Below are 23,639 nucleotides of genomic sequence, written 5' to 3'. Positions count from 1 at the left end.
ACGGTGATTTCTGTGAGCATCCGCAGCGAAAATGGCAATTGCTGGGGCAGCGACCTTTGCGCCTCTTGCATTCGTCCGCAAAATTCTGCCATTTTGCGCGTCCAATCCTCCGATCCCAGCTTTTGGGAAAGGCATTATTCAGGCGCGTTCAAGCGCGCCCGGGCAGTAACGGTCGAAAGCGGTAGCATCCCATGCGTATTACTATTGAGCGGTCCAACCTTTTGAAGTCGCTGAACCACGTTCACCGCGTGGTTGAACGCCGCAACACGATCCCGATCCTGTCGAACATCCTGCTGCGCGCCGATGGCCAGAACCTCGACATGAAGGCGACCGACCTCGATCTGGAAGTGACGGAAGCGACGCCCGCCAATGTCGAGCAGCCCGGCGCCACCACGGTTCCCGCCCATCTGCTTTACGACATCGTGCGCAAGCTTTCCGACGGCTCGGAAGTTCTGCTCGCCACCAGCCAGGATGGCGGCTCGATGACGGTTCAGTCCGGCCGTTCGAAGTTCTCGCTGCAGTGCCTGCCGGAATCCGACTTCCCAGACCTGACGGCCGGCACCTTCACGCACACCTTCAAGCTGAAGGCGACGGATCTGAAGATGTTGATCGATCGCACCCAGTTCGCGATCTCGACGGAAGAGACCCGCTACTATCTGAACGGCATCTTCTTCCACACGATCGAAAGCGAAGGCGACCTGAAGCTGCGCGCCGTCGCAACCGACGGCCACCGCCTGGCGCGCGCCGACGTCAACGCTCCCTCGGGCTCCGAGGGCATGCCTGGCATCATCATTCCGCGCAAGACGGTCGGCGAACTGCAGAAGCTGGTCGACAACCCGGAAGCGATGGTCACGGTCGAAGTTTCCGACGCCAAGATCCGCCTTTCCATCGGCTCTATCGTCATGACCTCGAAGCTGATCGACGGCACCTTCCCCGATTACCAGCGCGTCATCCCGACCGGCAACGACAAGGAAATGCGCGTCGATTGCACGAGCTTCGCGCAGGCCGTCGACCGCGTCTCGACCATCTCGTCGGAACGCGGCCGCGCCGTGAAGCTGGCGCTTTCGGACGGACAGCTGCTGCTCACCGTCAACAACCCGGATTCGGGCAGCGCCACGGAAGAAGTGGCGGTCGGATACGACACCGACGCCATGGAAATCGGCTTCAACGCCAAGTACCTGCTCGATATCACCGCGCAACTCTCCGGTGATCAGGCGATCTTCCTTCTGGCCGATGCCGGCTCTCCGACGCTCATTCGCGACACCGCCGGCGACGATGCCCTCTACGTGCTGATGCCGATGCGCGTGTAGCGCGTCGCATTTGCCGTTCAAACTTTGTCAATTGCGACGCTCTGCCTTGTTTTAGCGCCGTATTGCCTGCACATAAGCATGCAGCATGTGCTGCACGAAGGAGAACGGCATGGGTGGCTTGCGCCTCAAGGAACGGCTGGGCAAGAAATTCGACGAGGAGATCCGGTTTTTCAAGGGGATGATGCAGGGGCCGAAAACAGTTGGCTCCATCGTGCCGACGTCGTCGATCACGGCGCGTAAGATGGCAAGCGTCATCAACCCAAACTCCGGCCTTCCGGTTCTCGAACTCGGCCCGGGCACCGGCGCCATCACCAAAGCCATCCTGCAGCGTGGCGTGAAGCCTGAAAACCTCGTCGCCATCGAATATTCGACCGACTTCTACGAACATCTGGTGCGGCTCTATCCCGGCGTAAACGTCATCAATGGCGACGCCTTCAATCTCGACAAGACGCTGGCCCATATGGATGGGCAGAAATTCGACAGCGTCGTTTCCGCCGTGCCGCTTTTGAACTTCCCGATGCAGGCGCGCATCGCCATGCTGGAAAGCGTGCTGGACCGCCTGCCGGCAGGACGCCCCTTCGTGCAGATTTCCTACGGCCCGGTTTCGCCGATCATCGCGCGGCCCGAGCGCTACCACATCCAGCACTTCGACTTCATCGTCCGCAATATTCCGCCGGCGCAGCTCTGGATCTACCGCCGAGGCTGACGTGTTCGGTCTCTATATCACCCACCCGCAAGTGAAGATCGACGCCGCCGTCCCGGTGCCCAAATGGGGCTTGTCGGATGTCGGCGCCGCACGCGCACGGCTGGCGGCGGGTAACCCATGGGCGTCGCAATTGCGACGTATCGTCAGCAGCGACGAGACCAAGGCGATCGAGACCGCCGCAATTCTGGCCGCACCCTCGGGCGTTTCGGTCGAGATCGTCGAGGAAATGCACGAGAACGACCGGTCGGCGACCGGTTTCCTGCCTCCATCAGAATTCGAGAAGGCGGCGGACTGGTTCTTCGCCAATCCGGAGAAGAGCTTCAACGGATGGGAGCGGGCGATCGATGCGCAGCGCCGGATCGTATCCAACGTCGAGCGCATTCTCGCCACGCACGATACCAGCCTGCCGATCGCATTCGTCGGCCATGGCGGCGTGGGCACGCTTCTGAAATGTCACCTTGAGGGCCGGCCGATCGGGCGGGATCGCGACCAGCCCGGTGGCGGCGGCAATCTCTATTGTTTCCGTCTTGCGGATCGGCGCCTATCATGCGACTGGACGCCTATCGAAGACTGGCAGGGATGGATGTGAGATGGACGCGCGCGAACGGTTGATCGTCGGACTGGATGTTCCAACACTCGGTGAAGCCGAGAAGATGGTCGCGACGCTCGGAGATACCGTCTCCTTCTACAAGATCGGCTATCAGCTGGTGTTTGCCGGCGGACTGGAATTCGCCCGCGACCTTGCCAAGGACGGCAAGAAAGTCTTCCTCGACATGAAGCTGCTCGACATCGACAACACGGTCGCCTCGGGCGTCGAGAACATCGCCAAGATGGGCATGTCGATGCTGACGCTACACGCCTATCCCAAAGCAATGCGCGCCGCCGTCGAGGCCGCCAAGGGCTCGGGGCTCTGCCTGCTCGGCGTCACGGTACTGACCTCCATGGACGAGGCCGACCTCACCGAGGCCGGCTATAGCGGCGATCCGCGTTCGCTGGTGCTGCGTCGCGCCGAACAGGCGCGCGAAGCCGGCATGGGCGGTATCGTCTGCTCGGCCGAGGAATCGTCTGTCGTGCGCGAGATCGTCGGCCCCGACATGGCGATCGTTACCCCCGGCATTCGCCCGAGCGGCAGCGAGCGCGGCGACCAAAAGCGGGTGATGACGCCCTATGACGCGCTGCGCGCCGGCTCGACGCATCTCGTCGTCGGCCGCCCGATCGTCAAGGCGCCGGAACCTGAGCAGGCTGCCAAGGCCATTCTCGACGAGATGGTCAGCGCACTCTGGCCCGCCAATCGCTGATCCTACGACATAACCCAGGAGGAGACACCATGGCCAAGGGATACTGGATCGCTCGCGTGGATGTGCGCGATGCCGAGCGCTACAAGGATTATGTCGCCGCCGCCAAGCCGGCCTTCGAGAAATACGGCGCCAATTTCCTCGCCCGCGGCGGCGCGTTGGCCGAGCTCGAGGGCAAGGCGCGGGCGCGCAATGTCGTCATCGAGTTCCCCTCGATGCAGCACGCGGTGGATTGCTACAACTCGCCCGAATACCAGATCGCTGCCAAGATCCGCCAGGAAGTGGCCGACGCGGAAATGGTTGTCGTCGAAGGCGTTTGAGGCAGATCAAAGTCGTGGCAAGCGTGGTGCGATAGGTCTTTTCGTCGCACCCTGATTGGGCTAAGACGAGATCACCCGCCAATCACATCAGCCTTCCGAGGAACCTGCCATGACCCTTGCCAACCTGCCGCCACTCGTCACCGTGTTCGGAGGCTCCGGCTTCGTTGGCAGGCACGTCGTACGCGCGCTGGCCAAGCGCGGCTACCGCATCCGGGTGGCCGTCCGCTGCCCCGATCTCGCAGGTTTCCTGCAGCCGCTCGGCAATGTCGGCCAGATTTCCTTCGTGCAGGCCAACCTGCGCTACCGCCAGTCGGTCGACCGCGCCGTCGAAGGTGCGTCATACGTCGTCAACTGTGTCGGCATCCTGTTTGAAAGCGGCCGCAACTCGTTTGAGGCCGTCCAGGAATTCGGCGGTCGCGCCGTGGCCGAAGCCGCGCGCGGCGTCGGCGCCAAGCTCGTCCATATCTCGGCGATCGGCGCCAACGCCAACTCCGATTCGTCCTACGCCCGCACCAAGGGACGCGCGGAAGCTGCGATCCACACGGTCGCGCCCGACGCCATCATCTATCGTCCGTCGATCGTGTTCGGTCCGGAAGACGGCTTCTTCAACAAATTCGCCGGCATGGCGCGCTCGGCGCCGTTTCTGCCGCTGATCGGTGGCGGCAAGACGAAGCTGCAGCCGGTCTATGTCATGGATGTTGCAGAGGCCGTGGCCAAGGCTGTCGAAGGCAAGGTTGCCGGCGGCAAGATCTACGAACTCGGCGGCCCGGAAGTGCTGACGTTCCGCCAGTGTCTCGAAGCGGTGCTGAAGTCGACGGCGCGCACCAACCCGCTGGTCTCGCTTCCCTTCGGCGTTGCCTCGCTGATCGGCAGCGTTGCCTCCATGATCCCGCTGATCGCCCCGCCGATCACCGCTGATCAGGTGAAGCTTCTGAAGAAGGACAACGTCGTTTCCAAGGAAGCTGAGACCGAAGGACGGACCCTGAGGGATCTCGGCATTGCGCCGACGATGGTAAGCTCCGTCATCGATGGCTACCTCGTGCAGTTCCGCCCGCAGGGCCAGTATACGAACACCGGCAAGGCTGCCTGATCCACGCCGATTTTCTTAACGACAACGCCGCTCGCGGACCCCGCGGGCGGTGTTGTGCGTTTCGAGGCAGAGGCTAAAAAACAGGCTGAACCATCAGCTTTCGCGGGTTTATGCACCGCCGGGCGTTGCATAAAAGTCGCATGAAAAGTTTAGCGGAATTAACASSAAATTTAGCAGGAACATTTATTGCTATTTSCYATTCCWCTGACTACACACCCCGCGCGTCTGTGCTTGGACTCAGCGCCTCAAACTGGCGCGATCAAACGACTTGAAAGGTTACTTCGATGGGTAGGTCAATTGCGCTGCTTTTTGCTTCCGCGGCGCTGGTGATTCTGGCTGGTTCTTTCGTGGCGCCCGGTTCGGTCGCTGCCGTGAACGGCGAATGCTCGCCGGCCTACGGCGTCGATCCCTGCGAAACCGCAGCTCTCAGGTAAAAGAAAAACCGGCGCCCCAAGACGCCGGTTTCTTTTTTTGGTTGGGGAGCTTTGCTTCCCGATCAGGCGATCATACCGACCGATGCCATGCCGAGAAGGATGGCGCCGAGAATGATGCGGTAGATCGCGAAGGCCGTGAACTTGTTGCTCTGGATATAAGAGAGCAGCCACTTGACGGCGACGAAGGCAACGATCGTCGACACGACGAAGGCGATGCCGAGAGCGGTCCAGTCTTCATTGGCCGCGCCACCATCCTTGAACGTCTTCAGCAATTCATAGGCGCTTGCCGCATACATGGTCGGGATGCCGACCAGGAACGCGAATTCCGTGGCGGCCGCGCGGTTGCCGGTGCCTGCGAGCATGGCGACGAAGATCGTCGATGCCGAACGCGAGGTGCCCGGAAAGACGCCGGCGACGACCTGCGCGATACCAACAAGGATGGCGACCAGCCAGGTGATCTCCTTGTGCGGCGGGCGACGGGCGGCGAGCCATTCGGCGACCATCATCCAGATACCGCCGATGATCAGCGCCCAGGCGATCGGGGTGGCCGTGCTCGGGAGTTCGAAGCCGAGCTTCTTGACGATCAGGCCGAGGACGGCGGTGATCAGGAAGGCGAGGATGAGCTTGAAGAGATAGGAGCGGTTTTCGGGATCCTGCCAGCCGAGCAGAAGCGTCATGATACGGCGCCAATAGATGATGGTGACGGCGAGGATGGCGCCCGCCTGAATGACGATGTTGAAAAGATCAGACCGGTGGCCGAGCCATTGCTCCGCAATGATGAGGTGGCCGGTGCTTGAAATCGGTAGAAACTCGGTAATGCCTTCGACTATGCCTAGGATTATCGCGTTTATGTAATCCATCAATTGTCTCCGTTTCGGGGTTCGGTCAGACGGGAATTGTGCTGTGCCGCTGGGGGAACGACACCAATTTTCACCAGACGAGGATGCGACGAGAACCTCTGATCGGTTATCGGCGATTTTTGGGCGACGTCGATTTCCTTCGTCAGGGTTTCGGGCGGCCCGACTCGCTTGTGTTGGAGGGGCCAAACTTCTATAGCTTCAACGAATGAGTCATGACTAGGGCGCTATAATCATCGCGTCCATGCGACGTGCACCCCCAGCCATCCAAAAATCCGAGTCTCGATGCCCACGCTCTATCATCACCCCATGTCATCCGCATCACGCTTCGTCCGGTTGATCCTGACGGAGTACGGCTATCAGGCAGACCTGATCGAAGAGCAGACCTGGGAGAAGCGCCGGGATTTCCTGGCGCTCAACCCGGCCGGCACCCTGCCCGTCTATGTCGACGACAGCATGCGCGCGCTCTGTGGGTCCACCGTGATCTCCGAATATCTCGACGAGACCCACGGTGTGCTGAAGCGCGACCGCCGGCTGCTCGCCGAAGACCCGTTCCAGCGCGCCGAAATCCGGCGGCTGACCGAGTGGTTCATGGTCAAGATGGAAACCGACGTCACCCGGCCGCTGGCGCGCGAGCGCGTCTACAAGCTGCAGATGACGGCGGACCAGGGCGGTGGCGCACCGGATTCGAAGATCCTGCGCACGGCGCGCGCCAATATCCGCCAGCACATGAAGTATCTCACCTGGCTCTCCGGCTCGCGCCAGTGGTTGGCGGGCGACCGGATGAGCTATGCCGATCTGGCGGCCGCCTCTTCCGTCTCCATTCTCGACTATCTCGGCGAGATCGACTGGACGGAATCGCCGCTCGTCAAGGAATGGTACCAGCGCATCAAGTCGCGCCCGTCCTTCCGCCCGCTGCTCACCGAGCGCGTGCGCGGCCTGACCCCCGTTTCCCACTACGCCGACCTGGATTTCTGACGGGGCCTCTCATGCCCGAACGATCCGCACTGACCAAGGAAGACAAACGTAGAGAGACGCTGACCGCCTTCGTCAAGGCGGAAGCGCAGGCGCTCGGCTTCGACCTCTGTCGGATCACGCGGCCGGACAGCATTCCCGAGGCGAAGGAACGCCTCGGCCAGTTCATCGATGCCGGCAGGCACGGAACGATGGAGTGGATGGCCGAGACGCGCGAGCGGCGCGGCGATCCGCGAACGCTTTGGAGCGACGTGAAGTCGGTCGTCGTCTTCGCGATGAACTACGGGCCCGAGGAAGACCCGCGCGGCATTCTTGAGAAGCCGGACAAGGCGGCGATCTCGGTCTATGCGCGCAACCGCGACTATCACGACATCATCAAGGGCCGGCTGAAAGAGATCGCCACGCGGTTTGCGGCGCGCGCCGGCGAAGACGTGAAGGTGTTCGTCGATACCGCCCCCGTCATGGAAAAGCCGCTGGCGGCCGCGGCCGGGCTTGGCTGGCAGGGCAAGCACACCAATCTCGTCAGCCGGGCGCATGGCTCCTGGCTGTTTCTCGGCTCGATGTTCACCACGGCCGATCTCTTGATCGATGCGCCCGAAATCGATCATTGCGGCTCGTGCCGGGCCTGTCTCGACGCCTGCCCGACGGCAGCCTTCCCGGCGCCCTACCAGATCGACGCGCGGCGCTGCATTTCCTATCTGACGATCGAGCACAAGGGGCCGATCGATCCCGCCATCCGGCCGCTGATCGGCAACCGCATCTATGGCTGCGACGACTGTCTCGCCGCCTGTCCGTGGAACAAGTTCGCAAGTGCTGCTTCCGAAATGAAGCTGAAGGCCCGCGAGGATCTGCAGGAGCCGGATATCTCCGCGCTGCTTGCGCTCGACGATCCCTCTTTCCGCAGCTTCTTCAGCGGCTCCCCGGTCAAGCGCATCGGCCGTGATCGCTTCGTACGCAACGTGCTGATCGCGGCCGGCAATTCCGGCGACCGCCAGTTCCTCGATGCCTGCCTTTCGCTTGCCGCCGATGCCTCTCCCGTCGTCCGCGCCATGGCGATATGGGCGCTGTCGCGGCTGATGGAGGCTGGCGAATTCCGGCGCTTTGCGGCACAAAGGCCTCCGGATGAGTCGGACAGCGATGTGCTGAACGAATGGAGACTGTCGGGAGCGGCGTGATGCATCTTGTGATTTTCGGTTGCGGCTATTCCGGCACGGCAATCGCCAAGGCGTACATGGCCGAGGGTTTTCGCGTCTCCGGCACAACGCGCTCTGAAGAGAAGGCGGCGGCGCTGAGAGCGCAGGGCATCGAGGCCTTCGTCTTCGACGGCGAGACGCTCGATGCTACGCTTGTGGATGCCATGCGCTCGGCCACGCATCTGGTGCAATCGATCGCGCCGCGTGAGACGGGCGATCCGCTGCTGAGGCTTGCGGGCGAGCGCATCGAGACGCTCCTGCCTGAGCTCTCCTGGATCGGCTATCTCTCGACCGTCGGCGTCTATGGCGACCACAAGGGCGAATGGGTGAGCGAGGAGACGCCTTGCGTGCCGGTCTCGGGCCGCTCCAAGGAGCGGCTGGAGGCGGAGGCGGCGTGGATTGCGGTCGGCGAGCGGATCGGCATTCCCGCGGCGGTGTTGCGCCTTTCCGGCATCTACGGACCGGGCCGCAACGCCTTCGTCAATCTGGCGCGGGGCACGGCGCGGCGGCTGATCAAGAAGGATCAGGTGTTCAACCGCATCCGCGTCGAGGATATCGGCGCCAGCGCGCGGTTCCTCTCGGACCGCAAACTTGGCGGCATCTATAATGTCACCGACGACCGCCCCGGCCCGCCGCAGGATGTCATCGTCGAGGCGGCCCGGCTCATGGGTGTCGAGCCGCCGCCGGAACAGGCCTTCGAGACGGCCGACCTGACGCCAATGGCGCGCTCCTTCTATGGCGAGAACAAGCGCGTTTCGAACGCCAAGCTGAAGGCCGCCGGCTTCGCCTTCGCCTTCCCCACCTACCCGCAATCACTCGCGCAGTTGTTGCAGAACGAGCGCTGGCGCGGCTGACTTAGACGCCCCTGATATCGCTATATTGCACCAGATGAATTGGTAGGAAATTCCTACTCCAGGCAGATTTCGTTAAAATTTGGCGCAAAATTTGGGCGGAAGCCTTGGAAATTGCCCAAATGGGGCAAGAATTATGACGCCCGCGCAAAATTATTTTCGTGATTTTTGTGATCGCGGGAGTCGTGAACGGCTTCCCGCAAAAAAAGTTCTAATTTTACTTGATTCAATTGCGCTTTTTTCATTCGAAACCGCTTGACGACGGTTCGAATCATTTTGCCGGCTCATCACATATATTTCAACATGTAACATTCCGTGATAACTCGGGGCACTTTTCTGCCACTTTTCGACCGGTTTAAGCCCCCGCCGCCCACAAGGCGTAGGTTTAACAGTTGAGGGACACCCCGTTTTGAAGAAAATCTGCCGTTCTATTATCGCCGTCACAACTATAGCAGCCTGTTCTACGATCCTTCCGATGGAAGGCTTTGCTGCAAATGGTTGCGGTGGCGCGTCGTGGTACGCACTTCACTCCAAAACCGCTTCCGGCGAACGCATGAACCCGACCATCAATACTGCCGCGCACCGCTCGCTCGCCTTCGGCACCAAGGTCAAGGTCACCAACCGCAACAACGGCCGCAGCGTCGTCGTGCGCATCAACGATCGTGGTCCTTTCATCCGCGGCCGCGTTCTCGATCTTTCCCGTGCAGCCGCCAGCAACATCGGCATGGTCAGCACCGGCACCGCCAAGGTCTGCTACGAAGTCATCGGCTAACGCCTGATATAAGGCACCGCTTGCTCTTGCCGCCAATCGCGGATACCACGCGGTTGAGACTTGTGTACCATCCGCTGCGTCTGTCGCGCTTCCTGCGGATCGTTCACAAGCCGCCGGTCCTTGAAGGTCCGGCATTGATCCAGGCAATAGGAGCGTTGTGAATGCGATTGGGCGGTAGGCTCGAAGGGGCGATTTCGGTTCTTGAAGACATCGATGCCCGCAGACGGCCTGTCGCCGATGCCCTCAAGGATTGGGGGCTCGCGCATCGCTTCGCCGGTTCCGGCGACCGCGCCGCAATCGGCAACATCGTCTACGACGCGCTTCGCATGCGCCTCTCGCACGCCTGGCTGATGGACGACGACAGCGCATCGGCAATCGCCCATGCCGTCATGTTCCGCCAGTGGGGCTTTACGCCCGAGACGCTTGCCGCCGAGCTTGCCGATGACAAGTTCGCGCCGGCAGCACTTTCCGAGGCAACACTTTCGGCCTTTCACTCCCGTGATCTCAACGACGCTCCTTCCCATATTCAGGGCGATATCCCGGAGTGGATACAGCCCACTTTCGAAAAATCCTTCGGCGATACCTGGCTTCGCGAAGCACAGGCGCTCGCCGAGCGGCCGACGCTCGATCTCCGTGCGAACATCCTGAAGGCCACCCGCGAAAAGGCCGTCAAGGCGCTCGAAAGATCAGGCGCACAGGAGGCCAGCATCGCGCGCTACGGCATCCGGATTGCCGCGGGCGAAGGAGCCTCCCGTCTTCCCAACGTGACAGCGGAGCTTTCGTTCCAAAAAGGCTGGTTCGAGGTTCAGGACGAAGGGTCGCAGATCGTGGCCGATCTCGTGCTGCCGCAGGATGGCGAGCAGGTGCTCGACTATTGCGCCGGCGGCGGCGGCAAGACGCTCGCCATGTCGGCTGCCATGCACAACAAGGGCCAGGTTCACGCCTATGACGCCGACCGCAAGCGGCTGGCGCCGATCATCGAGCGGCTGAAGCGCGCCGGCACCCGAAACGTTCAGGTGCACGACAATCCGAAGGCGCTGAAGAACCTCGAGGATCGTTGCGACAAGGTGTTGGTCGATGCGCCCTGCACGGGAACCGGCACATGGCGCCGACGCCCGGACACGAAATGGCGCCTGACGGCCAAGAATCTCGACGAGCGCACCGCGCAGCAACAGGACGCGCTGAGCCAAGCGAGTGCCTATGTGCGCCCCGGCGGCGAACTCATCTATGTGACCTGCTCGGTGCTGCCGCAGGAAAACGAGGAACAGGTGCGCGCGTTTACGGCCGCCAATCCCGCGTTCGAGATTTCGGGCGCGCTTGAGGGCTGGGATCAGCTGTTCGGCAAGGATAGCCCGCATCCGCGCTCGTCGGACGGCCAGACGATTACGCTGACGCCCGCTTCGACAGACACGGACGGATTCTTCTTCTGCCGGATGAAGCGCAAAGCCTAAATCAATAGAGCCTGGATCAGTGTGGGGCCCGCAGCGGATATTGATGCCGCGGCGGGATCAGGTGATGCAGCACGGCGATCGCGATCAACAGCGCGCTGCCGAAACCGACGATCAGAAGCAGCATCGGTCCGCCCATATGCGAGCCGAAGGCCACCAGCGGCACGGCGCCCGCCGGCGGATGGGTGACGCGCAGCATCAGCATGCCGGCAATCGTCAACCCGACGGCGATCGCGCCGACCCACCAGAGACCTGGAAACAGGAAGACCGCCAGGCCGCCGATCAGCGCCGCCAGAAGGTAGCCACCGATGACGTTGGCCGGCTGTGCGAGCGGGCTCTTCGGCTGACCGAAGATCAGCACCGCCGTGGCGCCGAAGGGCGCGATCAGCAGCGGAATGCCGGTAAATACGGTCAGCGCGCCGACAGAGGCCATGCCGATCATGGCGCCGATGCCGGATTTCAGATGGAGGTGGACAGTACCCTTCGGTTCATGGCGATGGGTGAAATGCTTGATATGTCGGCGCATACGCGGTCAATCCGGACAGTGTTTATGCAGTTGCACAGTGATTACTCATATATCGCCCATTTTCCAAGCAATTCGATTTCGATTTGACGGCCTTTCGGCGCATTTCCTTCCTTAAAACCATTCCAAACTAGAGTGTTTGACACCAGTTTGCTTTTGCGCGAAGACATTTTCGCCGGGCCTTATAAAGCACGCCCGTCACAGGAGAGGATCCCATGAAACTCAACAGGAATTTCTGCGCAGCCCTGGCGCTGGCGGTGGCCCCAACCGCTTTGTCCGCCATCCCCGCTTACGCGGCCCCGGATGCTGCTGCCGTTGTGAAATATTACACCGAAGTCGGCCACGCGAAGTATGAGGACGCGCTGATCACGGCGAAGGCCCTCGACGCCGCGATCGACGCCTTCTTGAAGGAGCCGACGGACAAGACGCTTGAAGCTGCCCGCGCCGCCTGGATCAAGGCTCGCGTTCCCTATCAGCAGACGGAAGTCTATCGCTTCGGCAACCCGATCGTCGATGACTGGGAAGGCAAGGTCAACGCCTGGCCGCTCGACGAAGGCCTGATCGACTATGTCGACGCCTCCTACGGCACCGAGAGCGACGAGAACTCCCTTTACGTCGCCAACGTGATCGCCAACAAGACGATCAAGATCGACGGCAAGGATGTCGACGCTTCGAAGCTGACGCCCGAATTCCTCTCCGGCACGCTGGCGGAAGCCGGCGGCGTGGAAGCCAACGTTGCGACCGGCTATCACGCCATCGAATTCCTGCTCTGGGGCCAGGACCTGAACGGCACCGGCCCAGGCGCCGGCAACCGCCCGGCCACCGATTACGACCTGAAGAATTGCACGCACGGCAATTGCGACCGCCGCGCCGAATATCTGAAGTCTGCCTCGACGCTTCTGGTCTCCGACCTGCAGGAAATGACCGACAACTGGAAGCCGGATGGCGAAGCCACGAAGCATGTCGAAGCCGATCCGAAGGCCGGCCTCGTCGCCATCCTGACCGGCATGGGCTCGCTCTCCTACGGCGAACTCGCCGGCGAGCGCATGAAGCTCGGCCTGATCCTGCACGATCCGGAAGAAGAGCATGATTGCTTCTCCGACAACACCTACAACTCGCACCTCAACGACGCTGTCGGCATCGCTGCCGCCTATACGGGCAACTACACCCGCGTCGACGGTACGAAGATGAAGGGTCCGTCGCTGCACGATCTCGTCGCCGCCAAGGACAAGAAGCTCGACAAGGAAATGCAGGGCAAGCTCGACGCGACGCTGAAGGCGATGGCGATCATGGCCAAGCGTGGCCAGAACGTCGAAAAGTACGACCAGATGATCGCCGAGGGCAACAAGAAGGGCAACGCCGTTGTCCAGGCCGCCATCGACGGCCTCGTCGACCAGACGAAATCGGTGCAGCGCGTGATCGCAGCCCTTGATCTCGGCACGGTCAAGCTTGAAGGTTCCGACAGCTTGGATAATCCTGGCGCGGTCTTCAAATAAGTGAAAAGGCGGGCCGCTTCGCTGTCGAGGCGGCCCGAACTCCGAAATGTCGCCTTTCTCGGCCCGTCGTCTTCTTTTCAGCGCAACCATATGCGCCACGATCGCCGGCCTATCCGCCGCCCTTGCGGATAATTTCGACCTTCCCACCAAGCGCACCGATCTCACGGAAGCCGACGCCAAGCGCGTTGCCGACGTGACGCGGCCGATCACCGACTTCTCCAAGGCCGAGCCATACGAGGCCATGCAGGCGGGCGGCGCGACGTCGATCGATCCGGTGACGCGCAATTCCTTCTCGCATATCTCCGCGAACATCCCTTTCGAGGAGGAGCAGCCGTTCAAGCTCGGCAATGCGCTCTTCAAGAAGCTCTGGGTCTCCGCCCCTTCCTCGACGCAGGCCTCCGACGGGCTGGGGCCGCTGTTCAACGCGCGCTCCTGCATGAACTGCCACCTCAACGACGGGCGCGGCAAGCCGGAGCCTGACGCCAGCACGAGCTCGATGTTTCTGAGACTAGCGCGCACGGCCAAGACGCCCGACGAGGAGCGCGCCGTCGCCAATGCCGAGGCCATCAACTTCCCCGATCCCGTCTACGGCCACCAGCTGCAGGACCGCGCGGTACCCGGCCTTCCCGCCGAGGGGAAGATGACGATCGAATACACCGAAGAGCCAGTGACGCTTGCCGGCGGCGAGACCATATCCCTGCGGCGACCGCGCTACGCGATCGACAGCCTCGGCTACGGGCCGCTCGACCCGGCAACGACGATCTCGCCGCGCGTGGCGCCGGCCATGATCGGGCTGGGGCTGATCGAGGCCATTCCCGAGGCCGATATCCTCGCGCATGCCGACCCGGACGACAAGGACGGCGATGGCATCCACGGCAAGGCGGCGATCGTGCGCGATCACCGCACCGGAAAACCCGCGCTTGGCCGCTTCGGCTGGAAGGCGCAGAACGCTAGCGTGCGCGACCAGAGCGCCGATGCGTTCCTGAACGACATCGGCATCTCCACCCCCGACCAGCCCGACCCGCATGGCGATTGCACGGAGGCGCAGGCCAAGTGCAAGGCGATGGCCACAGGCGTGCAGAAGCGGCTTGGGAACGAGGAAGCGCCAGGGCCGATCCTCGACCTCGTGACCTTCTATTCCGCCAATCTGGCCGTGCCGGCGCGGCGCAAGGCGAGCTTTCCCGAGACGCTGAAGGGCAAGCAGGTGTTCTACGAAAGTGGCTGCACGGCCTGCCATGTTCCGAAGTATGTGACGCGGCGCGACAGCCTCGACAAGGCGCAATCCTTCCAGCTGATCTGGCCCTATTCCGACTTCCTGCTGCACGACATGGGCGACGGGCTGGCGGACGGACAACAGGTTGGACTTGCAAGCGGACGTGAATGGCGCACGCCGCCGCTATGGGGTATAGGTCTCACCAAGACTGTCAGCGGACATAGCTTTTTCCTTCATGACGGCCGGGCCAGAAACCTCACCGAGGCCATTCTCTGGCATGGCGGCGAAGCACAAAAGTCGCGCGACGCATTTGCCTCCCTGCCTGCGGATAACAGGCAGGCACTGATTACGTTTTTGGAGTCTCTTTGATGCGCCTTTGGTACCCTCTGGTTCTCTCGCTTGCCCTTGCCTCCCATGCCGTGGCGCAGACGGCCGCTCCGCAGGCGGGCCAGACCCCAGCACCGGCGGGTCAGGCTGCCGCACAGGCAGGCTTGAACGAGGATGCCGTGCCTGCCGTGATGCAGCGCGCGGTCGACGAGGTGATCCGTCCGGGTTACCGCAATGCTCAGCAGTCCGCCGCGCGGCTGACCACGGCGATGAAGGATCTCTGCGACAAGGGCACGCCCGGCAGCCTCGACAAGGCAAAGTCAGCTTTCGACGACATCATCCGCTACTGGTCTGCCATCGAAATGGTGCAGGTCGGGCCTGTCATCCAGGACAATCTCTTCGAGCACATCCTGTTCTACCCGGACCGCAAGGGCGTGGGCCTGAGGCAGGTGCAGACGCTGATCGCCAAGGCAGACCCCAAGGACACGACGGTCGATGCGATCGCCTCCAAGAGCGTTGCCCTGCAAGGCCTGACTGCGCTTGAATACGTGCTCTATGGGACGGGATCGGAAGACCTCACCAACCAGAAGAGCGGTTTCCGCTGCCTCTATGGTGCCGCTGTGGCCGGCAACATCCAACGCGAGGCGGCCGAAGTGGTTGCTGCCTGGGAAAAGCCCGACGGCATCCAGGCGAGCTGGAAGCACCCCGGTCCGCAGAGCGCCGATTTCATGGACAACAAGGAAGCCGTGACCGCGCTGCTCGGCACTCTGGTGCACGGCGCCGAGAATGTCCGCGATCAGCGCCTCGAGCAATTCTACAAGGGCAAGGACACGACGCCGCGCCCGAAGATGGCGATCTACTGGCGCTCCAAGAACACCTGGAAGTCGATGACATCCAATCTGGAGGGGCTGCGCAACCTTTGGCAGAAGGCCGAAATGGCCGACCTGCTTCCATCAGACAAGAAGCCGGTTGCCGACGCGATCGACGCCAAGCTGAAGTCGCTTCTGGAAACCGTGCCGAAGCTCAACCCTGACATCGAGGTCGCGACCAGCGATGCCGAAAAGGCAAAGCTCGACCAGCTCCTGGTCGATACCCGCGATCTCGTGACCATGATCAGCGACAATTATGGCGCCGCGATCGGACTTTCGGCCGGCTTCTCCTTCTCCGACGGCGACTGAGCCGATGATCAGGAGTGCCGCGATCGACCGGCGCAGCTTCGTCAAGGCGGCCGGGCTGACCTTCCTGGCGGCATTGCCGCCGCGCGCGCTGATGGCGCTCGAGCGCGCCGACGCCGTCTATGCCTCCGGCGTGCGGCAGGCCAATGGGTCCTTCGCGGTCGCGACCGTTTCCGAGCGCGGCGAGATCATCGACCAGGTGGCGCTGCCGGCGCGCTCGCATGGCATGGCCTTCAGCGCCGCCACGGGCAAGACCGTCGCCTTCGCGCGGCGGCCCGGCACCTACGCGATGATCTTCGACCCGCACGGGAAAACCAAGCCGATCGTGATCACCGCCGCCGAGAACCGGCATTTCTACGGCCACGGCGCGTTTTCGCCCGATGGGCGCATCCTTTACGCCAGCGAGAACGACTTCGACGGCAATCGCGGCATGATCGGGCTTTACGACGCCACCCATCGCTTCGAGCGGATCGGCGAATTCGAGACCTATGGCGTCGGCCCGCACGACATGACCGTCAGCGACGACGGGCGCATGCTCGTGGTTGCCAATGGCGGGATCGAGACGCATCCGGATTTCGGCCGCACCAAGCTCAACCTTGGCAACATGCAGCCCTCGCTGACGCTCGTGGATGCCGCAACCGGCGCGCTAATCGAGAAGCACACGCTGCCCGCCGAATGGGCGCAGGTCTCGACGCGCCATGTCGATGTCGACGACAGCGGCCGCATCTGGTTTGCCTGCCAGTATGAAGGCCGCCGCAACGATCTGCCGCCGCTGGTCGGCTGCTTCGCCAAAGGCGAAGACCTGCGCTTCGTCGATCTGCCCGAAGAGACCACCCGAAGGCTCGCCAATTACGTCGGCGCCATCGCCGTCAACCGAAAGGACGGGCTGGTGGGCGTGACGTCTCCCAAGGGCGGGGCTTCGGTGACGATCGATGCCATAAGCGGTCGGGTTCTGCGCGAGGAAATCGTGCCCGAGGCGGCCGGCATCGCGCCCGCAAGCACCGGCTTTGCCGTTTCCTCCTATGAGGGCGATTTTCTTGGTCAGCGCAGCGATGTGGCCTGGGACCAGCACATCGTCAGGATCGCGCCCTCACGACGCGTGTGACCATGTTTTCTGCTCGGCGCCGATCTGCGCTGCCGCAGCCTTCGCATCCTCCACCAGCCAGCCCGTCTTGCGCGCCTTGAGGTCGCGCAGGATCGCGCCAACGGCCGAGGGATCATTGGCGTGGCAGTTGCCGATCTCGAAGCCCATCAGATCCAGCATATCCGGCGACAGCAGCAGATCGGAATTGCCGTCGATCTCGATCTTGGTGCTGCTCGGCGACAACCGCCGCACCAGAACCGAGCCGATCAGCCGGTAGTGCGGATCAGGAGAGCGCATCTGACCTGCCGCGATCTCGACGGCGTGGATAGCGCGATCATCAGGCGCGTGGGCGAGCGACCATGCCGATTGCAGCATGGCCTTGGCCTCGCGCAACACCGGCCCGCCCCGCCAATCCGTGTAAGCGATGAAACGCGGACGCCCGAGGCTGCCGGTGCCTGCCGTGCGCGGCTTTGGAACGTAAGCTGCATGGCCCGATGGCAAAGACGCGTCGAGCGCTTCGGCATAGGCTGACGGCGCCGGCTTTTCGCCCGGCGCAAGGCTCGCGAATTTATCCCAGAAGGCGCGGCGCTCGCTATCGGGAAGCGTCAGCGCCTTGCGCAGCCATTTGTGATCGCGCTCGAGAATGACGGGCGCGGGCGTCTGCAGCGCCCTCAGATAACCCGTCAGCACAGAGGCCGCGATCGTCTGGGCCGGCGGGCCGCCCTCGGTGACCGCCAGGAGCGCACTTGCTGTCAACCGGATGAGATCGAGCGTGTAGGGCATCACGGCCGCGTCGTCGAAATCATTGGCGCCCCAGACAAGGCGTCCCTCGACATCGCGCCAGGTGCCGAAATTTTCGAGATGCGTGTCGCCGATCGCCAGAACCTTCGGCGCGGCGGCAGCATCGGGGCAGATATCGAGGATGGTTTCCGAGAAGCGCCAATAGGTGGCGCGCAGGAAGGAAAAGCTGCTTGATCGCATCTTCATGTGCTTGCGCAGAAGATCGCCTTCGACCAGATCGGCCCTGAGTTGGCCGCGAAGCCAGCTTTCGTAGGCCTGTGTGGACTGCACGATGCCGGCCATTTCGAAACACTCCAATTTCCTGCTTCGTCGAGCATATCCCGAAGCGCATGGCGGGCAATCGGGATCATTGCACGATCATTTGAATCGTATGCGATATGGCTCTGGCGAGGCGACCGTCGCGCCCTATCTCCGCCGCATGAGCAAAGCCCTGACCTACATCATCTTCGTTGCGATCGTGCTTGGCGGCGGTCTCGTGATCGGCGTCAACAATCTTCCGGGCGAATGGTATCAATCGCTCGCCAAGCCGCCCTTCAACCCGCCGAACTGGGTGTTCGGGCCAGCCTGGACCATTCTCTACGTGCTGATCGGGCTTGCCGGCGCGCGCACCTGGATGCGCGGGCATCTCTCGGTGGGGATGCTGATCTGGGCGGGGCAGATGGTGGCGAACTTTCTCTGGTCGCCGTTCTTCTTCGGCCTGCAGGTCCCGGCGGTCGCGCTGATCGTGATCCTTGCCCTGCTGGCGCTGATCATCGCCTTCATCCTCAACCGCTGGAATGCCGACCGGATCGCGGCGCTGCTCTTCCTGCCCTACCTTGCCTGGGTTTCCTTCGCGACGCTACTCAACGGCTCGATCGTCTATCTCAACTGAGATTGCCCTTGATGCCGCGCCCAGCTAACACGGGCCGCATGGAGACACGACCGATCCCCGATCACGGCGCATGGGACGCCTGGCAGCCCACGGAACTCGCCTTGCGGCTCGGCGGGATTGCGAAGCCATGGTGCGTGGTCGGCGGCTGGGCGCTCGATCTCTGGCATGGAGAGAAGACGCGCGATCACGAGGACCTGGAGTTCACGGTGCTGCGCGACGACGTCGCGATGTTTCGCAAGGTGCTCGGCGACATGGACTTTTACGCTGTCGGGAGCGGCGTGGTCTCGCCTCTGCCTGAAGATACAGCGCCGCCCGCCGGAATCGCGCAGATATGGTGCCACGATCGCGCCGCCGGCCGCTGGCGCGTCGACATGATGATCGAGGAGAGAACGGCCGATCGCTGGGTCTACAAGCGCGATCCTTCGATCGCGTTTCCCCGCGCCCAGATGATCGCCACCACCGCCGACGGCATCCCCTATCTCAGGCCGGCCGGTGTGCTCTTGTTCAAGGCCAAATACCTGCGCGACAAGGACGAGATGGACTTTGCCAAGGCGCTGCCGAAGCTTGCTCCTTCCGAGCGCAACTGGCTGAAGGCCACGCTGGGACAAGCGCACCCCGACCATGCCTGGCTGGAACGGCTCTAGAGAAATTTCTCCATGCGGAAATTGGTGAGGCGCTGGCCGCGTTTCTCGACGCTCTGGCGGGCGATGACGCTGAAGCCGCGACGCTCGAAGAAGGGCCGCGCGGTGAGGCTTGCCTCGGTGAAGATGCGGCCGATACCCTGTTTTTTTGCTTCCTCCTCGACCGTCGCGAGCAGCAGGCTGGCGACGCCGATGCCCTGGTTAGCGGGGTGGACGAACATCATGTCGAGGTGACCGTCGGGTTCCAGATCGGAAAAGCCGATCGCGCGTCCCGCATGCTCGGCGATGAAGGTTGGCCGGCTGGCGCGGCGCTCGACCCAGGCGGCGTGATCCTCGACCTGCGCCCAGGCTTCGATTTCGGCCGGGCTGTAATCGCGCGATGCCACCTCGCGGATCGCCGCCAGAAAGATCGCGATCGTGTCGTCGCAATCGCCAGCCGTGTAACGCCTCACCTGCAGCATGCCGACCTCCCCTTCATCTCAACCCCGATCTAGCACGACCCGCCGCTGGCGTTGAGTGCACAATCGTACCGGCCATTCCGCCATTGCGCTTGTGTGGCGCGGCGACGCATGGCACTTTCCGGCTCGCACGAGGGCAGACAGATGACCAACACCGATAGCGGCGATTTCCGCGATCGCATCCAGACCAACTTTTCGCGCCAGGCGGCGCTGCACACGATCGGCGCCGAACTCACCCGCGTGGAGCGGGCGATGGTGGAGATCGAGCTGCCGTTCGACGTGAAGCTGACGCAGCAGCACGGCATCCTGCATGCCGGCATCATTTCTGCCGTGCTGGATTCGGCCTGCGGCTTTGCCGCTTACAGCGTCATTGACCCCGATGCCTCGGTGCTGACGATCGAGTTCAAGGTGAACCTGCTCTCGCCCGGGCGCGGCGAGCGCTTCCTCTTTCGCGGCGAAATCACCAAGCCCGGCACCAATATCATCGTCGCCGACGGGCGCGGCTACGCGATCAGCGACGGCCCGGCCAAGCTGATCGCCTCGATGACCAGCACCATGATGATCATACGCGGCAGAGAGGGCATTACTGGATGACGTTCGAACTGAAATCGGTCGCGGGAAAATCCATCCTGTTCGTGATGGCAGCCGAGGCCGAGTACGGCCCCTTCCTGCGCTCGCGCTTCGAGCCATTGATGACGGGCGTCGGCCCCGTCGAGGCCGCCGTGGTGCTGACGCGCACGCTTTCAGCACTCGAGCACCAGGGAGAGCTGCCGCAGCTCGTGGTATCGCTCGGTTCGGCAGGCTCGGCCAAGCTCGAGCAGACGGCGGTCTATCAGGTGACGTCGGTTTCCTATCGCGACATGGACGCCTCGCCGCTCGGTTTCGAGAAGGGACGCACGCCGTTTCTCGACCTGCCTGCCGTGATCGACCTGCCGCTCAGGATTCCCGGTGTCGCGGAAGCGACCTTGTCGACCGGCGGCAACGTGGTCTCGGGCGCGGCCTATTCTTCCATCGATGCCGATATGGTGGACATGGAGACCTTCGCCATCCTGCGCGCCTGCCAGGCCTACAATCTGCCGCTGATCGGCCTGCGCGGGATTTCCGACGGCGTCGAGGAGCTGCAGCACATCTCCGGCTGGACCGAATATCTGCACGTGATCGACCGCAAGCTATCGGATGCCACCGACAGCCTGTTCACCGCGCTGGAAGATGGGGTATTCTGGTTCTAGCGCTTTCGACGCCCTCGAAAGCCTGCTCCTTTCTTGAACTACAGGCCCTGCGAAAGCGGGACAATCGATGCAATAAAATCCCGCGGCGGCGGATTTCCCGCATTGCAAGACCGGGTGCTTTTCATTAAAGGCTCGCCATGACCCAGACAGCACATCCCGACAGCGTTCTCATCGTCGATTTCGGCAGCCAGGTAACCCAGCTGATCGCGCGCCGCGTGCGCGAAGCGGGCGTCTACTGCGAGATCGTCCCCTTCCAGTCCGCCGAAGAAGGCTTCAAGAGCCTGAAGCCGAAAGCCGTGATCCTGTCCGGCAGCCCGGCCTCGACGGTCGATGAGGGTTCGCCCCGCGCGCCCCAGATCATCTTCGACAGCGGCCTTCCCGTTTTCGGCATCTGCTACGGCCAGCAGACGATGTGCATGCAACTCGGCGGCAAGGTCGAGAGCGGCCATCATCGCGAATTTGGCCGCGCCTTCCTCGAAGTCGACGAAGACAGCGAACTGTTCGAAGGCCTCTGGTCGAAGGGCTCGCGCCACCAGGTCTGGATGAGCCACGGCGACCGCGTCACGGCCCTTCCCGAAGGCTTCAAGGTCGTCGCGACCTCGCCGAACGCGCCCTACGCCTTCATCGCCGACGAGAAGCGCAAATATTACGGCGTGCAGTTCCACCCCGAAGTGGTGCACACGCCCGATGGCGCCAAGCTGATCGGCAACTTCATTCACAACATCGCCGGCATCAAGGGCGACTGGTCGATGTCTGCCTACCGACAGAAGGCGGTCGAAGATATCCGCAAGCAGGTCGGCGACAAGCGCGTGCTTTGCGCTCTCTCCGGCGGCGTCGACAGCTCGGTTGCGGCTTTGCTGATCCACGAAGCGATCGGCGACAAGCTCACCTGCGTGCTCGTCGACCACGGCCTAATGCGCAAGGACGAGGCGGCCAATGTCGTCGCCATGTTCCGCGAACACTACAATCTGCACCTGATCCACGTCGATGCAGCCGACAAGTTCATCGGCGAGCTCGAAGGCGTTTCCGACCCCGAAACCAAGCGCAAGATCATCGGCCGCCTGTTCATCGAGACCTTCGAGGAAGAGGCCAAGAAGCTCGGCGGCGCCGATTTCCTCGGCCAGGGCACGCTCTATCCCGACGTGATCGAAAGCGTTTCCTTCACCGGCGGCCCGTCGGTGACGATCAAGTCGCACCACAATGTCGGCGGCCTGCCCGAGCGCATGAACATGCAGCTCGTCGAGCCGCTGCGCGAGCTCTTCAAGGACGAAGTGCGCGTGCTCGGCAAGGAGCTCGGCCTGCCCGATAGCTTCATCGGCCGCCACCCCTTCCCCGGCCCCGGCCTCGCGATCCGCTGCCCCGGCGGCATCACCCGCGAAAAGCTGGAGATCCTGCGCGAAGCAGACGCCATCTATCTCGACGAAATCCGCAAGGCCGGTCTCTACGACGCGATCTGGCAGGCGTTTGCCGTGCTGCTCCCGGTCCAGACCGTCGGCGTCATGGGCGACGGCCGCACCTACGAATTCGTCTGCGCGCTGCGCGCCGTGACCTCCGTCGACGGCATGACGGCGGATTTCTACCACTACGACATGGAATTCCTCGGCCGCGCCGCCACCCGCATCATCAACGAAGTGCGCGGGATCAACCGCGTGGTGTACGACGTGACCAGCAAGCCGCCGGGCACGATCGAGTGGGAGTGATGCTTCACGCTTGAAGACAGGGGGCTAATTGCCTCATGCTGACAATGATGCCGCCGGCGTGATGCGTCTGGCGGCATTTTTGTTGGTGTGTTGGTGTCAGACGGTGCCGCGCATCGGGTTGATGTAGTCGATCCCGTCGAAGTCGCGCTCGTTGTCGGTGACGACGATGCAGCCGTTGGCCTCGGCGATGGCGGCGACAATCATGTCGAGAGCGCTGCGCGGCCGCCCCCTCGCCTTACCCTCGGCCATCAGGCGTCCCCAGACTAGGCTGGCCGCCTCATCGAAGGGTAGAATGCGGCCGGAGAAGAGGGACAGAGGCCCTTCCGGCCCCGCGAACCATGCTTCCAATTGGTCGCGTTTCTTTCCCGCCGGCTTTTCCAGGACGCCCTTGCGAATCTCGGCGATCGTCAGCGATGCGATGAAGAGATCGTCATCCACTTGCATCGACATCCACTCCAGCAGGGCCTGCGATGGCATCGGCTTGGTGATGTTGCTGATGATGTTGGTGTCGAGCAGGAAACGGGTCAAATATCGACCTCTCGCCCTTCTTCTCGGGGGCGATCAAGATCGAGATCGGCACCCACCAGGGGCGAGCGTCTCAGCGCAGCCAATATGCCGCCTTTTGCCGGCGGCTCACCCGATATGGATCGGCTGACGGTCGCGCGCAGCTCCGAAGCCTCTGGCGTATCGTCGGCAAGACGACGGGCAAGCGAGCGGATCAGATCGCGATCTTCGTCGCGCCCGAGCACCTCGAAGCGCGACAAGCCACGCTCGCTGAGGCGCGAGCGGTAATTCTGGATGGCTCGTTTCTGCGAACTGCTCATGAGCGGCTTCCTGATATCTCCAGTAATATAGCCAGGAACGCGCAAA

27 protein-coding genes are annotated in these 23,639 nt (G+C 62.7%); 21 read left to right on the top strand and 6 right to left on the bottom strand.

The window, feature by feature from the left end:
• Window positions 1-191: 191 nt before the first annotated feature.
• The 7 genes from dnaN to AC1DOG_RS14460 all read left to right on the top strand — a co-directional run bounded on the left by dnaN (window position 192) and on the right by AC1DOG_RS14460 (window position 5,155).
• On the top strand, window positions 192-1,310 hold the full coding sequence (dnaN, locus tag AC1DOG_RS14490; RefSeq protein ID WP_026283155.1) for a DNA polymerase III subunit beta: 1,119 nt from the start codon (window positions 192-194) through the stop codon (window positions 1,308-1,310).
• 109 nt (window positions 1,311-1,419) lie between these two features.
• Window positions 1,420-2,016 carry a phospholipid N-methyltransferase PmtA gene (pmtA, locus tag AC1DOG_RS14485; protein ID WP_018899329.1) on the top strand — a complete coding sequence of 199 codons (597 nt, stop codon included), beginning with the start codon at window positions 1,420-1,422 and terminating at the stop codon, window positions 2,014-2,016.
• Window position 2,017: 1 nt separating this feature from the next.
• Complete coding sequence (locus tag AC1DOG_RS14480; protein WP_477928919.1) at window positions 2,018-2,605, top strand: histidine phosphatase family protein; 588 nt, start codon at window positions 2,018-2,020, stop codon at window positions 2,603-2,605.
• A gap of 1 nt (window position 2,606) precedes the next feature.
• Window positions 2,607-3,314 carry an orotidine-5'-phosphate decarboxylase gene (gene pyrF, locus AC1DOG_RS14475; RefSeq protein ID WP_477928917.1) on the top strand — a complete coding sequence of 236 codons (708 nt, stop codon included), beginning with the start codon at window positions 2,607-2,609 and terminating at the stop codon, window positions 3,312-3,314.
• A gap of 29 nt (window positions 3,315-3,343) precedes the next feature.
• Complete coding sequence (locus AC1DOG_RS14470) at window positions 3,344-3,631, top strand: DUF1330 domain-containing protein (RefSeq protein ID WP_477928915.1); 288 nt, start codon at window positions 3,344-3,346, stop codon at window positions 3,629-3,631.
• A 109-nt stretch (window positions 3,632-3,740) separates the two neighbouring features.
• Window positions 3,741-4,721 carry a complex I NDUFA9 subunit family protein gene (locus AC1DOG_RS14465; protein ID WP_477928913.1) on the top strand — a complete coding sequence of 327 codons (981 nt, stop codon included), beginning with the start codon at window positions 3,741-3,743 and terminating at the stop codon, window positions 4,719-4,721.
• Window positions 4,722-5,005: 284 nt separating this feature from the next.
• Entirely contained in the window at window positions 5,006-5,155 is a 150-nt protein-coding gene (locus AC1DOG_RS14460; protein WP_477928911.1) for a hypothetical protein, read from the top strand.
• Window positions 5,156-5,217: 62 nt separating this feature from the next.
• On the opposite strand, the gene AC1DOG_RS14455 is transcribed toward AC1DOG_RS14460, so the two are convergent.
• On the bottom strand, window positions 5,218-6,015 hold the full coding sequence (locus tag AC1DOG_RS14455; RefSeq protein WP_047506892.1) for an undecaprenyl-diphosphate phosphatase: 798 nt from the start codon (window positions 6,013-6,015) through the stop codon (window positions 5,218-5,220).
• A 282-nt stretch (window positions 6,016-6,297) separates the two neighbouring features.
• Between AC1DOG_RS14455 and AC1DOG_RS14450 the strand changes: the two genes are divergently transcribed.
• The 5 genes from AC1DOG_RS14450 to AC1DOG_RS14430 all read left to right on the top strand — a co-directional run bounded on the left by AC1DOG_RS14450 (window position 6,298) and on the right by AC1DOG_RS14430 (window position 11,254).
• Entirely contained in the window at window positions 6,298-6,990 is a 693-nt protein-coding gene (locus AC1DOG_RS14450; RefSeq protein ID WP_047506891.1) for a glutathione S-transferase family protein, read from the top strand.
• An 11-nt stretch (window positions 6,991-7,001) separates the two neighbouring features.
• On the top strand, window positions 7,002-8,162 hold the full coding sequence (gene queG, locus AC1DOG_RS14445) for a tRNA epoxyqueuosine(34) reductase QueG (RefSeq protein WP_477928909.1): 1,161 nt from the start codon (window positions 7,002-7,004) through the stop codon (window positions 8,160-8,162).
• The gene (locus AC1DOG_RS14440) at window positions 8,162-9,034 is read left to right on the top strand and encodes an SDR family oxidoreductase (protein WP_477928907.1); all 873 of its coding nucleotides are present in this window, start codon (window positions 8,162-8,164) and stop codon (window positions 9,032-9,034) included. Before queG ends, AC1DOG_RS14440 begins: the two co-directional genes overlap by 1 nt.
• A gap of 406 nt (window positions 9,035-9,440) precedes the next feature.
• Window positions 9,441-9,803, top strand: a complete 363-nt coding sequence (locus tag AC1DOG_RS14435; protein WP_026283154.1) for a septal ring lytic transglycosylase RlpA family protein — start codon at window positions 9,441-9,443, stop codon at window positions 9,801-9,803.
• A 161-nt stretch (window positions 9,804-9,964) separates the two neighbouring features.
• Window positions 9,965-11,254: an RsmB/NOP family class I SAM-dependent RNA methyltransferase gene (locus AC1DOG_RS14430; protein WP_477928904.1), complete on the top strand. Its 1,290-nt coding sequence runs from the start codon at window positions 9,965-9,967 to the stop codon at window positions 11,252-11,254.
• A gap of 16 nt (window positions 11,255-11,270) precedes the next feature.
• Here AC1DOG_RS14430 and AC1DOG_RS14425 read toward each other — a convergent pair whose 3' ends face one another.
• On the bottom strand, window positions 11,271-11,777 hold the full coding sequence (locus AC1DOG_RS14425; protein ID WP_477928902.1) for an HPP family protein: 507 nt from the start codon (window positions 11,775-11,777) through the stop codon (window positions 11,271-11,273).
• A 212-nt stretch (window positions 11,778-11,989) separates the two neighbouring features.
• Between AC1DOG_RS14425 and AC1DOG_RS14420 the strand changes: the two genes are divergently transcribed.
• The 4 genes from AC1DOG_RS14420 to AC1DOG_RS14405 are packed head-to-tail and all read left to right on the top strand — an operon-like array spanning window position 11,990 to window position 17,090.
• Window positions 11,990-13,270, top strand: coding sequence for an imelysin family protein (locus AC1DOG_RS14420; RefSeq protein WP_289728487.1), 1,281 nt, complete (start codon window positions 11,990-11,992; stop codon window positions 13,268-13,270).
• 46 nt (window positions 13,271-13,316) lie between these two features.
• The gene (locus AC1DOG_RS14415; RefSeq protein ID WP_477928900.1) at window positions 13,317-14,852 is read left to right on the top strand and encodes a di-heme oxidoreductase family protein; all 1,536 of its coding nucleotides are present in this window, start codon (window positions 13,317-13,319) and stop codon (window positions 14,850-14,852) included.
• Window positions 14,852-15,988: an imelysin family protein gene (locus AC1DOG_RS14410; RefSeq protein ID WP_477928898.1), complete on the top strand. Its 1,137-nt coding sequence runs from the start codon at window positions 14,852-14,854 to the stop codon at window positions 15,986-15,988. The genes AC1DOG_RS14415 and AC1DOG_RS14410 overlap by 1 nt, the downstream gene beginning before the upstream one ends.
• Before the next feature lie 4 nt (window positions 15,989-15,992).
• Window positions 15,993-17,090, top strand: coding sequence for a DUF1513 domain-containing protein (locus tag AC1DOG_RS14405; RefSeq protein WP_477928896.1), 1,098 nt, complete (start codon window positions 15,993-15,995; stop codon window positions 17,088-17,090).
• On the opposite strand, the gene AC1DOG_RS14400 is transcribed toward AC1DOG_RS14405, so the two are convergent.
• Window positions 17,076-18,152, bottom strand: a complete 1,077-nt coding sequence (locus AC1DOG_RS14400) for a DUF2252 family protein (RefSeq protein ID WP_477928894.1) — start codon at window positions 18,150-18,152, stop codon at window positions 17,076-17,078. The genes AC1DOG_RS14405 and AC1DOG_RS14400 overlap by 15 nt on opposite strands.
• 136 nt (window positions 18,153-18,288) lie before the next feature.
• Between AC1DOG_RS14400 and AC1DOG_RS14395 the strand changes: the two genes are divergently transcribed.
• Complete coding sequence (locus tag AC1DOG_RS14395; RefSeq protein WP_477928976.1) at window positions 18,289-18,741, top strand: TspO/MBR family protein; 453 nt, start codon at window positions 18,289-18,291, stop codon at window positions 18,739-18,741.
• An 11-nt stretch (window positions 18,742-18,752) separates the two neighbouring features.
• Complete coding sequence (locus AC1DOG_RS14390) at window positions 18,753-19,385, top strand: nucleotidyltransferase domain-containing protein (protein WP_477928892.1); 633 nt, start codon at window positions 18,753-18,755, stop codon at window positions 19,383-19,385.
• Here AC1DOG_RS14390 and AC1DOG_RS14385 read toward each other — a convergent pair.
• Complete coding sequence (locus AC1DOG_RS14385) at window positions 19,382-19,843, bottom strand: GNAT family N-acetyltransferase (RefSeq protein ID WP_477928890.1); 462 nt, start codon at window positions 19,841-19,843, stop codon at window positions 19,382-19,384. The two genes, AC1DOG_RS14390 and AC1DOG_RS14385, sit on opposite strands and share 4 nt — an antisense overlap.
• Window positions 19,844-19,984: 141 nt before the next feature.
• Between AC1DOG_RS14385 and AC1DOG_RS14380 the strand changes: the two genes are divergently transcribed.
• The 3 genes from AC1DOG_RS14380 (at window position 19,985) to guaA (ending at window position 22,769) form a co-directional block, all read left to right on the top strand.
• Window positions 19,985-20,434: a PaaI family thioesterase gene (locus AC1DOG_RS14380; RefSeq protein ID WP_026283151.1), complete on the top strand. Its 450-nt coding sequence runs from the start codon at window positions 19,985-19,987 to the stop codon at window positions 20,432-20,434.
• A complete protein-coding gene (locus tag AC1DOG_RS14375) occupies window positions 20,431-21,069 on the top strand; it encodes a 5'-methylthioadenosine/S-adenosylhomocysteine nucleosidase (RefSeq protein ID WP_112944838.1) in 639 nt (212 codons plus the stop codon). The genes AC1DOG_RS14380 and AC1DOG_RS14375 overlap by 4 nt, the downstream gene beginning before the upstream one ends.
• Before the next feature lie 137 nt (window positions 21,070-21,206).
• On the top strand, window positions 21,207-22,769 hold the full coding sequence (gene guaA / locus AC1DOG_RS14370) for a glutamine-hydrolyzing GMP synthase (protein ID WP_113198764.1): 1,563 nt from the start codon (window positions 21,207-21,209) through the stop codon (window positions 22,767-22,769).
• A gap of 96 nt (window positions 22,770-22,865) precedes the next feature.
• Here guaA and AC1DOG_RS14365 read toward each other — a convergent pair whose 3' ends face one another.
• Window positions 22,866-23,297, bottom strand: a complete 432-nt coding sequence (locus tag AC1DOG_RS14365) for a PIN domain-containing protein (protein WP_477928887.1) — start codon at window positions 23,295-23,297, stop codon at window positions 22,866-22,868.
• A complete protein-coding gene (locus AC1DOG_RS14360; RefSeq protein ID WP_477928885.1) occupies window positions 23,294-23,593 on the bottom strand; it encodes a hypothetical protein in 300 nt (99 codons plus the stop codon). Before AC1DOG_RS14360 ends, AC1DOG_RS14365 begins: the two co-directional genes overlap by 4 nt.
• Between the last annotated feature and the right edge of the window lie 46 nt (window positions 23,594-23,639).

The sequence above is a fragment of the Rhizobium sp. 01N48 genome, from assembly GCF_056399145.1.
This window is presented reverse-complemented; position numbering and strand designations above follow the sequence as displayed.

Excerpts from the sequence above, each read along its gene's own strand:
- pmtA (WP_018899329.1), top strand. The coding sequence starts at position 1,420 with ATGGGTGGCTTGCGCCTCAAGGAACGGCTGGGCAAGAAATTCGACGAG.
- AC1DOG_RS14425 (WP_477928902.1), bottom strand. The coding sequence starts at position 11,777 with ATGCGCCGACATATCAAGCATTTCACCCATCGCCATGAACCGAAGGGT.
- dnaN (WP_026283155.1), top strand. The coding sequence starts at position 192 with ATGCGTATTACTATTGAGCGGTCCAACCTTTTGAAGTCGCTGAACCAC.
- AC1DOG_RS14440 (WP_477928907.1), top strand. The coding sequence starts at position 8,162 with ATGCATCTTGTGATTTTCGGTTGCGGCTATTCCGGCACGGCAATCGCC.
- AC1DOG_RS14400 (WP_477928894.1), bottom strand. The coding sequence starts at position 18,152 with ATGGCCGGCATCGTGCAGTCCACACAGGCCTACGAAAGCTGGCTTCGC.
- AC1DOG_RS14470 (WP_477928915.1), top strand. The coding sequence starts at position 3,344 with ATGGCCAAGGGATACTGGATCGCTCGCGTGGATGTGCGCGATGCCGAG.
- AC1DOG_RS14465 (WP_477928913.1), top strand. The coding sequence starts at position 3,741 with ATGACCCTTGCCAACCTGCCGCCACTCGTCACCGTGTTCGGAGGCTCC.
- AC1DOG_RS14450 (WP_047506891.1), top strand. The coding sequence starts at position 6,298 with ATGCCCACGCTCTATCATCACCCCATGTCATCCGCATCACGCTTCGTC.
- AC1DOG_RS14385 (WP_477928890.1), bottom strand. The coding sequence starts at position 19,843 with ATGCTGCAGGTGAGGCGTTACACGGCTGGCGATTGCGACGACACGATC.
- AC1DOG_RS14405 (WP_477928896.1), top strand. The coding sequence starts at position 15,993 with ATGATCAGGAGTGCCGCGATCGACCGGCGCAGCTTCGTCAAGGCGGCC.
- AC1DOG_RS14430 (WP_477928904.1), top strand. The coding sequence starts at position 9,965 with ATGCGATTGGGCGGTAGGCTCGAAGGGGCGATTTCGGTTCTTGAAGAC.
- AC1DOG_RS14420 (WP_289728487.1), top strand. The coding sequence starts at position 11,990 with ATGAAACTCAACAGGAATTTCTGCGCAGCCCTGGCGCTGGCGGTGGCC.
- AC1DOG_RS14460 (WP_477928911.1), top strand. The coding sequence starts at position 5,006 with ATGGGTAGGTCAATTGCGCTGCTTTTTGCTTCCGCGGCGCTGGTGATT.
- AC1DOG_RS14410 (WP_477928898.1), top strand. The coding sequence starts at position 14,852 with ATGCGCCTTTGGTACCCTCTGGTTCTCTCGCTTGCCCTTGCCTCCCAT.
- guaA (WP_113198764.1), top strand. The coding sequence starts at position 21,207 with ATGACCCAGACAGCACATCCCGACAGCGTTCTCATCGTCGATTTCGGC.
- AC1DOG_RS14390 (WP_477928892.1), top strand. The coding sequence starts at position 18,753 with ATGCCGCGCCCAGCTAACACGGGCCGCATGGAGACACGACCGATCCCC.
- AC1DOG_RS14415 (WP_477928900.1), top strand. The coding sequence starts at position 13,317 with ATGTCGCCTTTCTCGGCCCGTCGTCTTCTTTTCAGCGCAACCATATGC.
- queG (WP_477928909.1), top strand. The coding sequence starts at position 7,002 with ATGCCCGAACGATCCGCACTGACCAAGGAAGACAAACGTAGAGAGACG.
- AC1DOG_RS14375 (WP_112944838.1), top strand. The coding sequence starts at position 20,431 with ATGACGTTCGAACTGAAATCGGTCGCGGGAAAATCCATCCTGTTCGTG.
- pyrF (WP_477928917.1), top strand. The coding sequence starts at position 2,607 with ATGGACGCGCGCGAACGGTTGATCGTCGGACTGGATGTTCCAACACTC.
- AC1DOG_RS14395 (WP_477928976.1), top strand. The coding sequence starts at position 18,289 with ATGAGCAAAGCCCTGACCTACATCATCTTCGTTGCGATCGTGCTTGGC.
- AC1DOG_RS14380 (WP_026283151.1), top strand. The coding sequence starts at position 19,985 with ATGACCAACACCGATAGCGGCGATTTCCGCGATCGCATCCAGACCAAC.
- AC1DOG_RS14455 (WP_047506892.1), bottom strand. The coding sequence starts at position 6,015 with ATGGATTACATAAACGCGATAATCCTAGGCATAGTCGAAGGCATTACC.
- AC1DOG_RS14360 (WP_477928885.1), bottom strand. The coding sequence starts at position 23,593 with ATGAGCAGTTCGCAGAAACGAGCCATCCAGAATTACCGCTCGCGCCTC.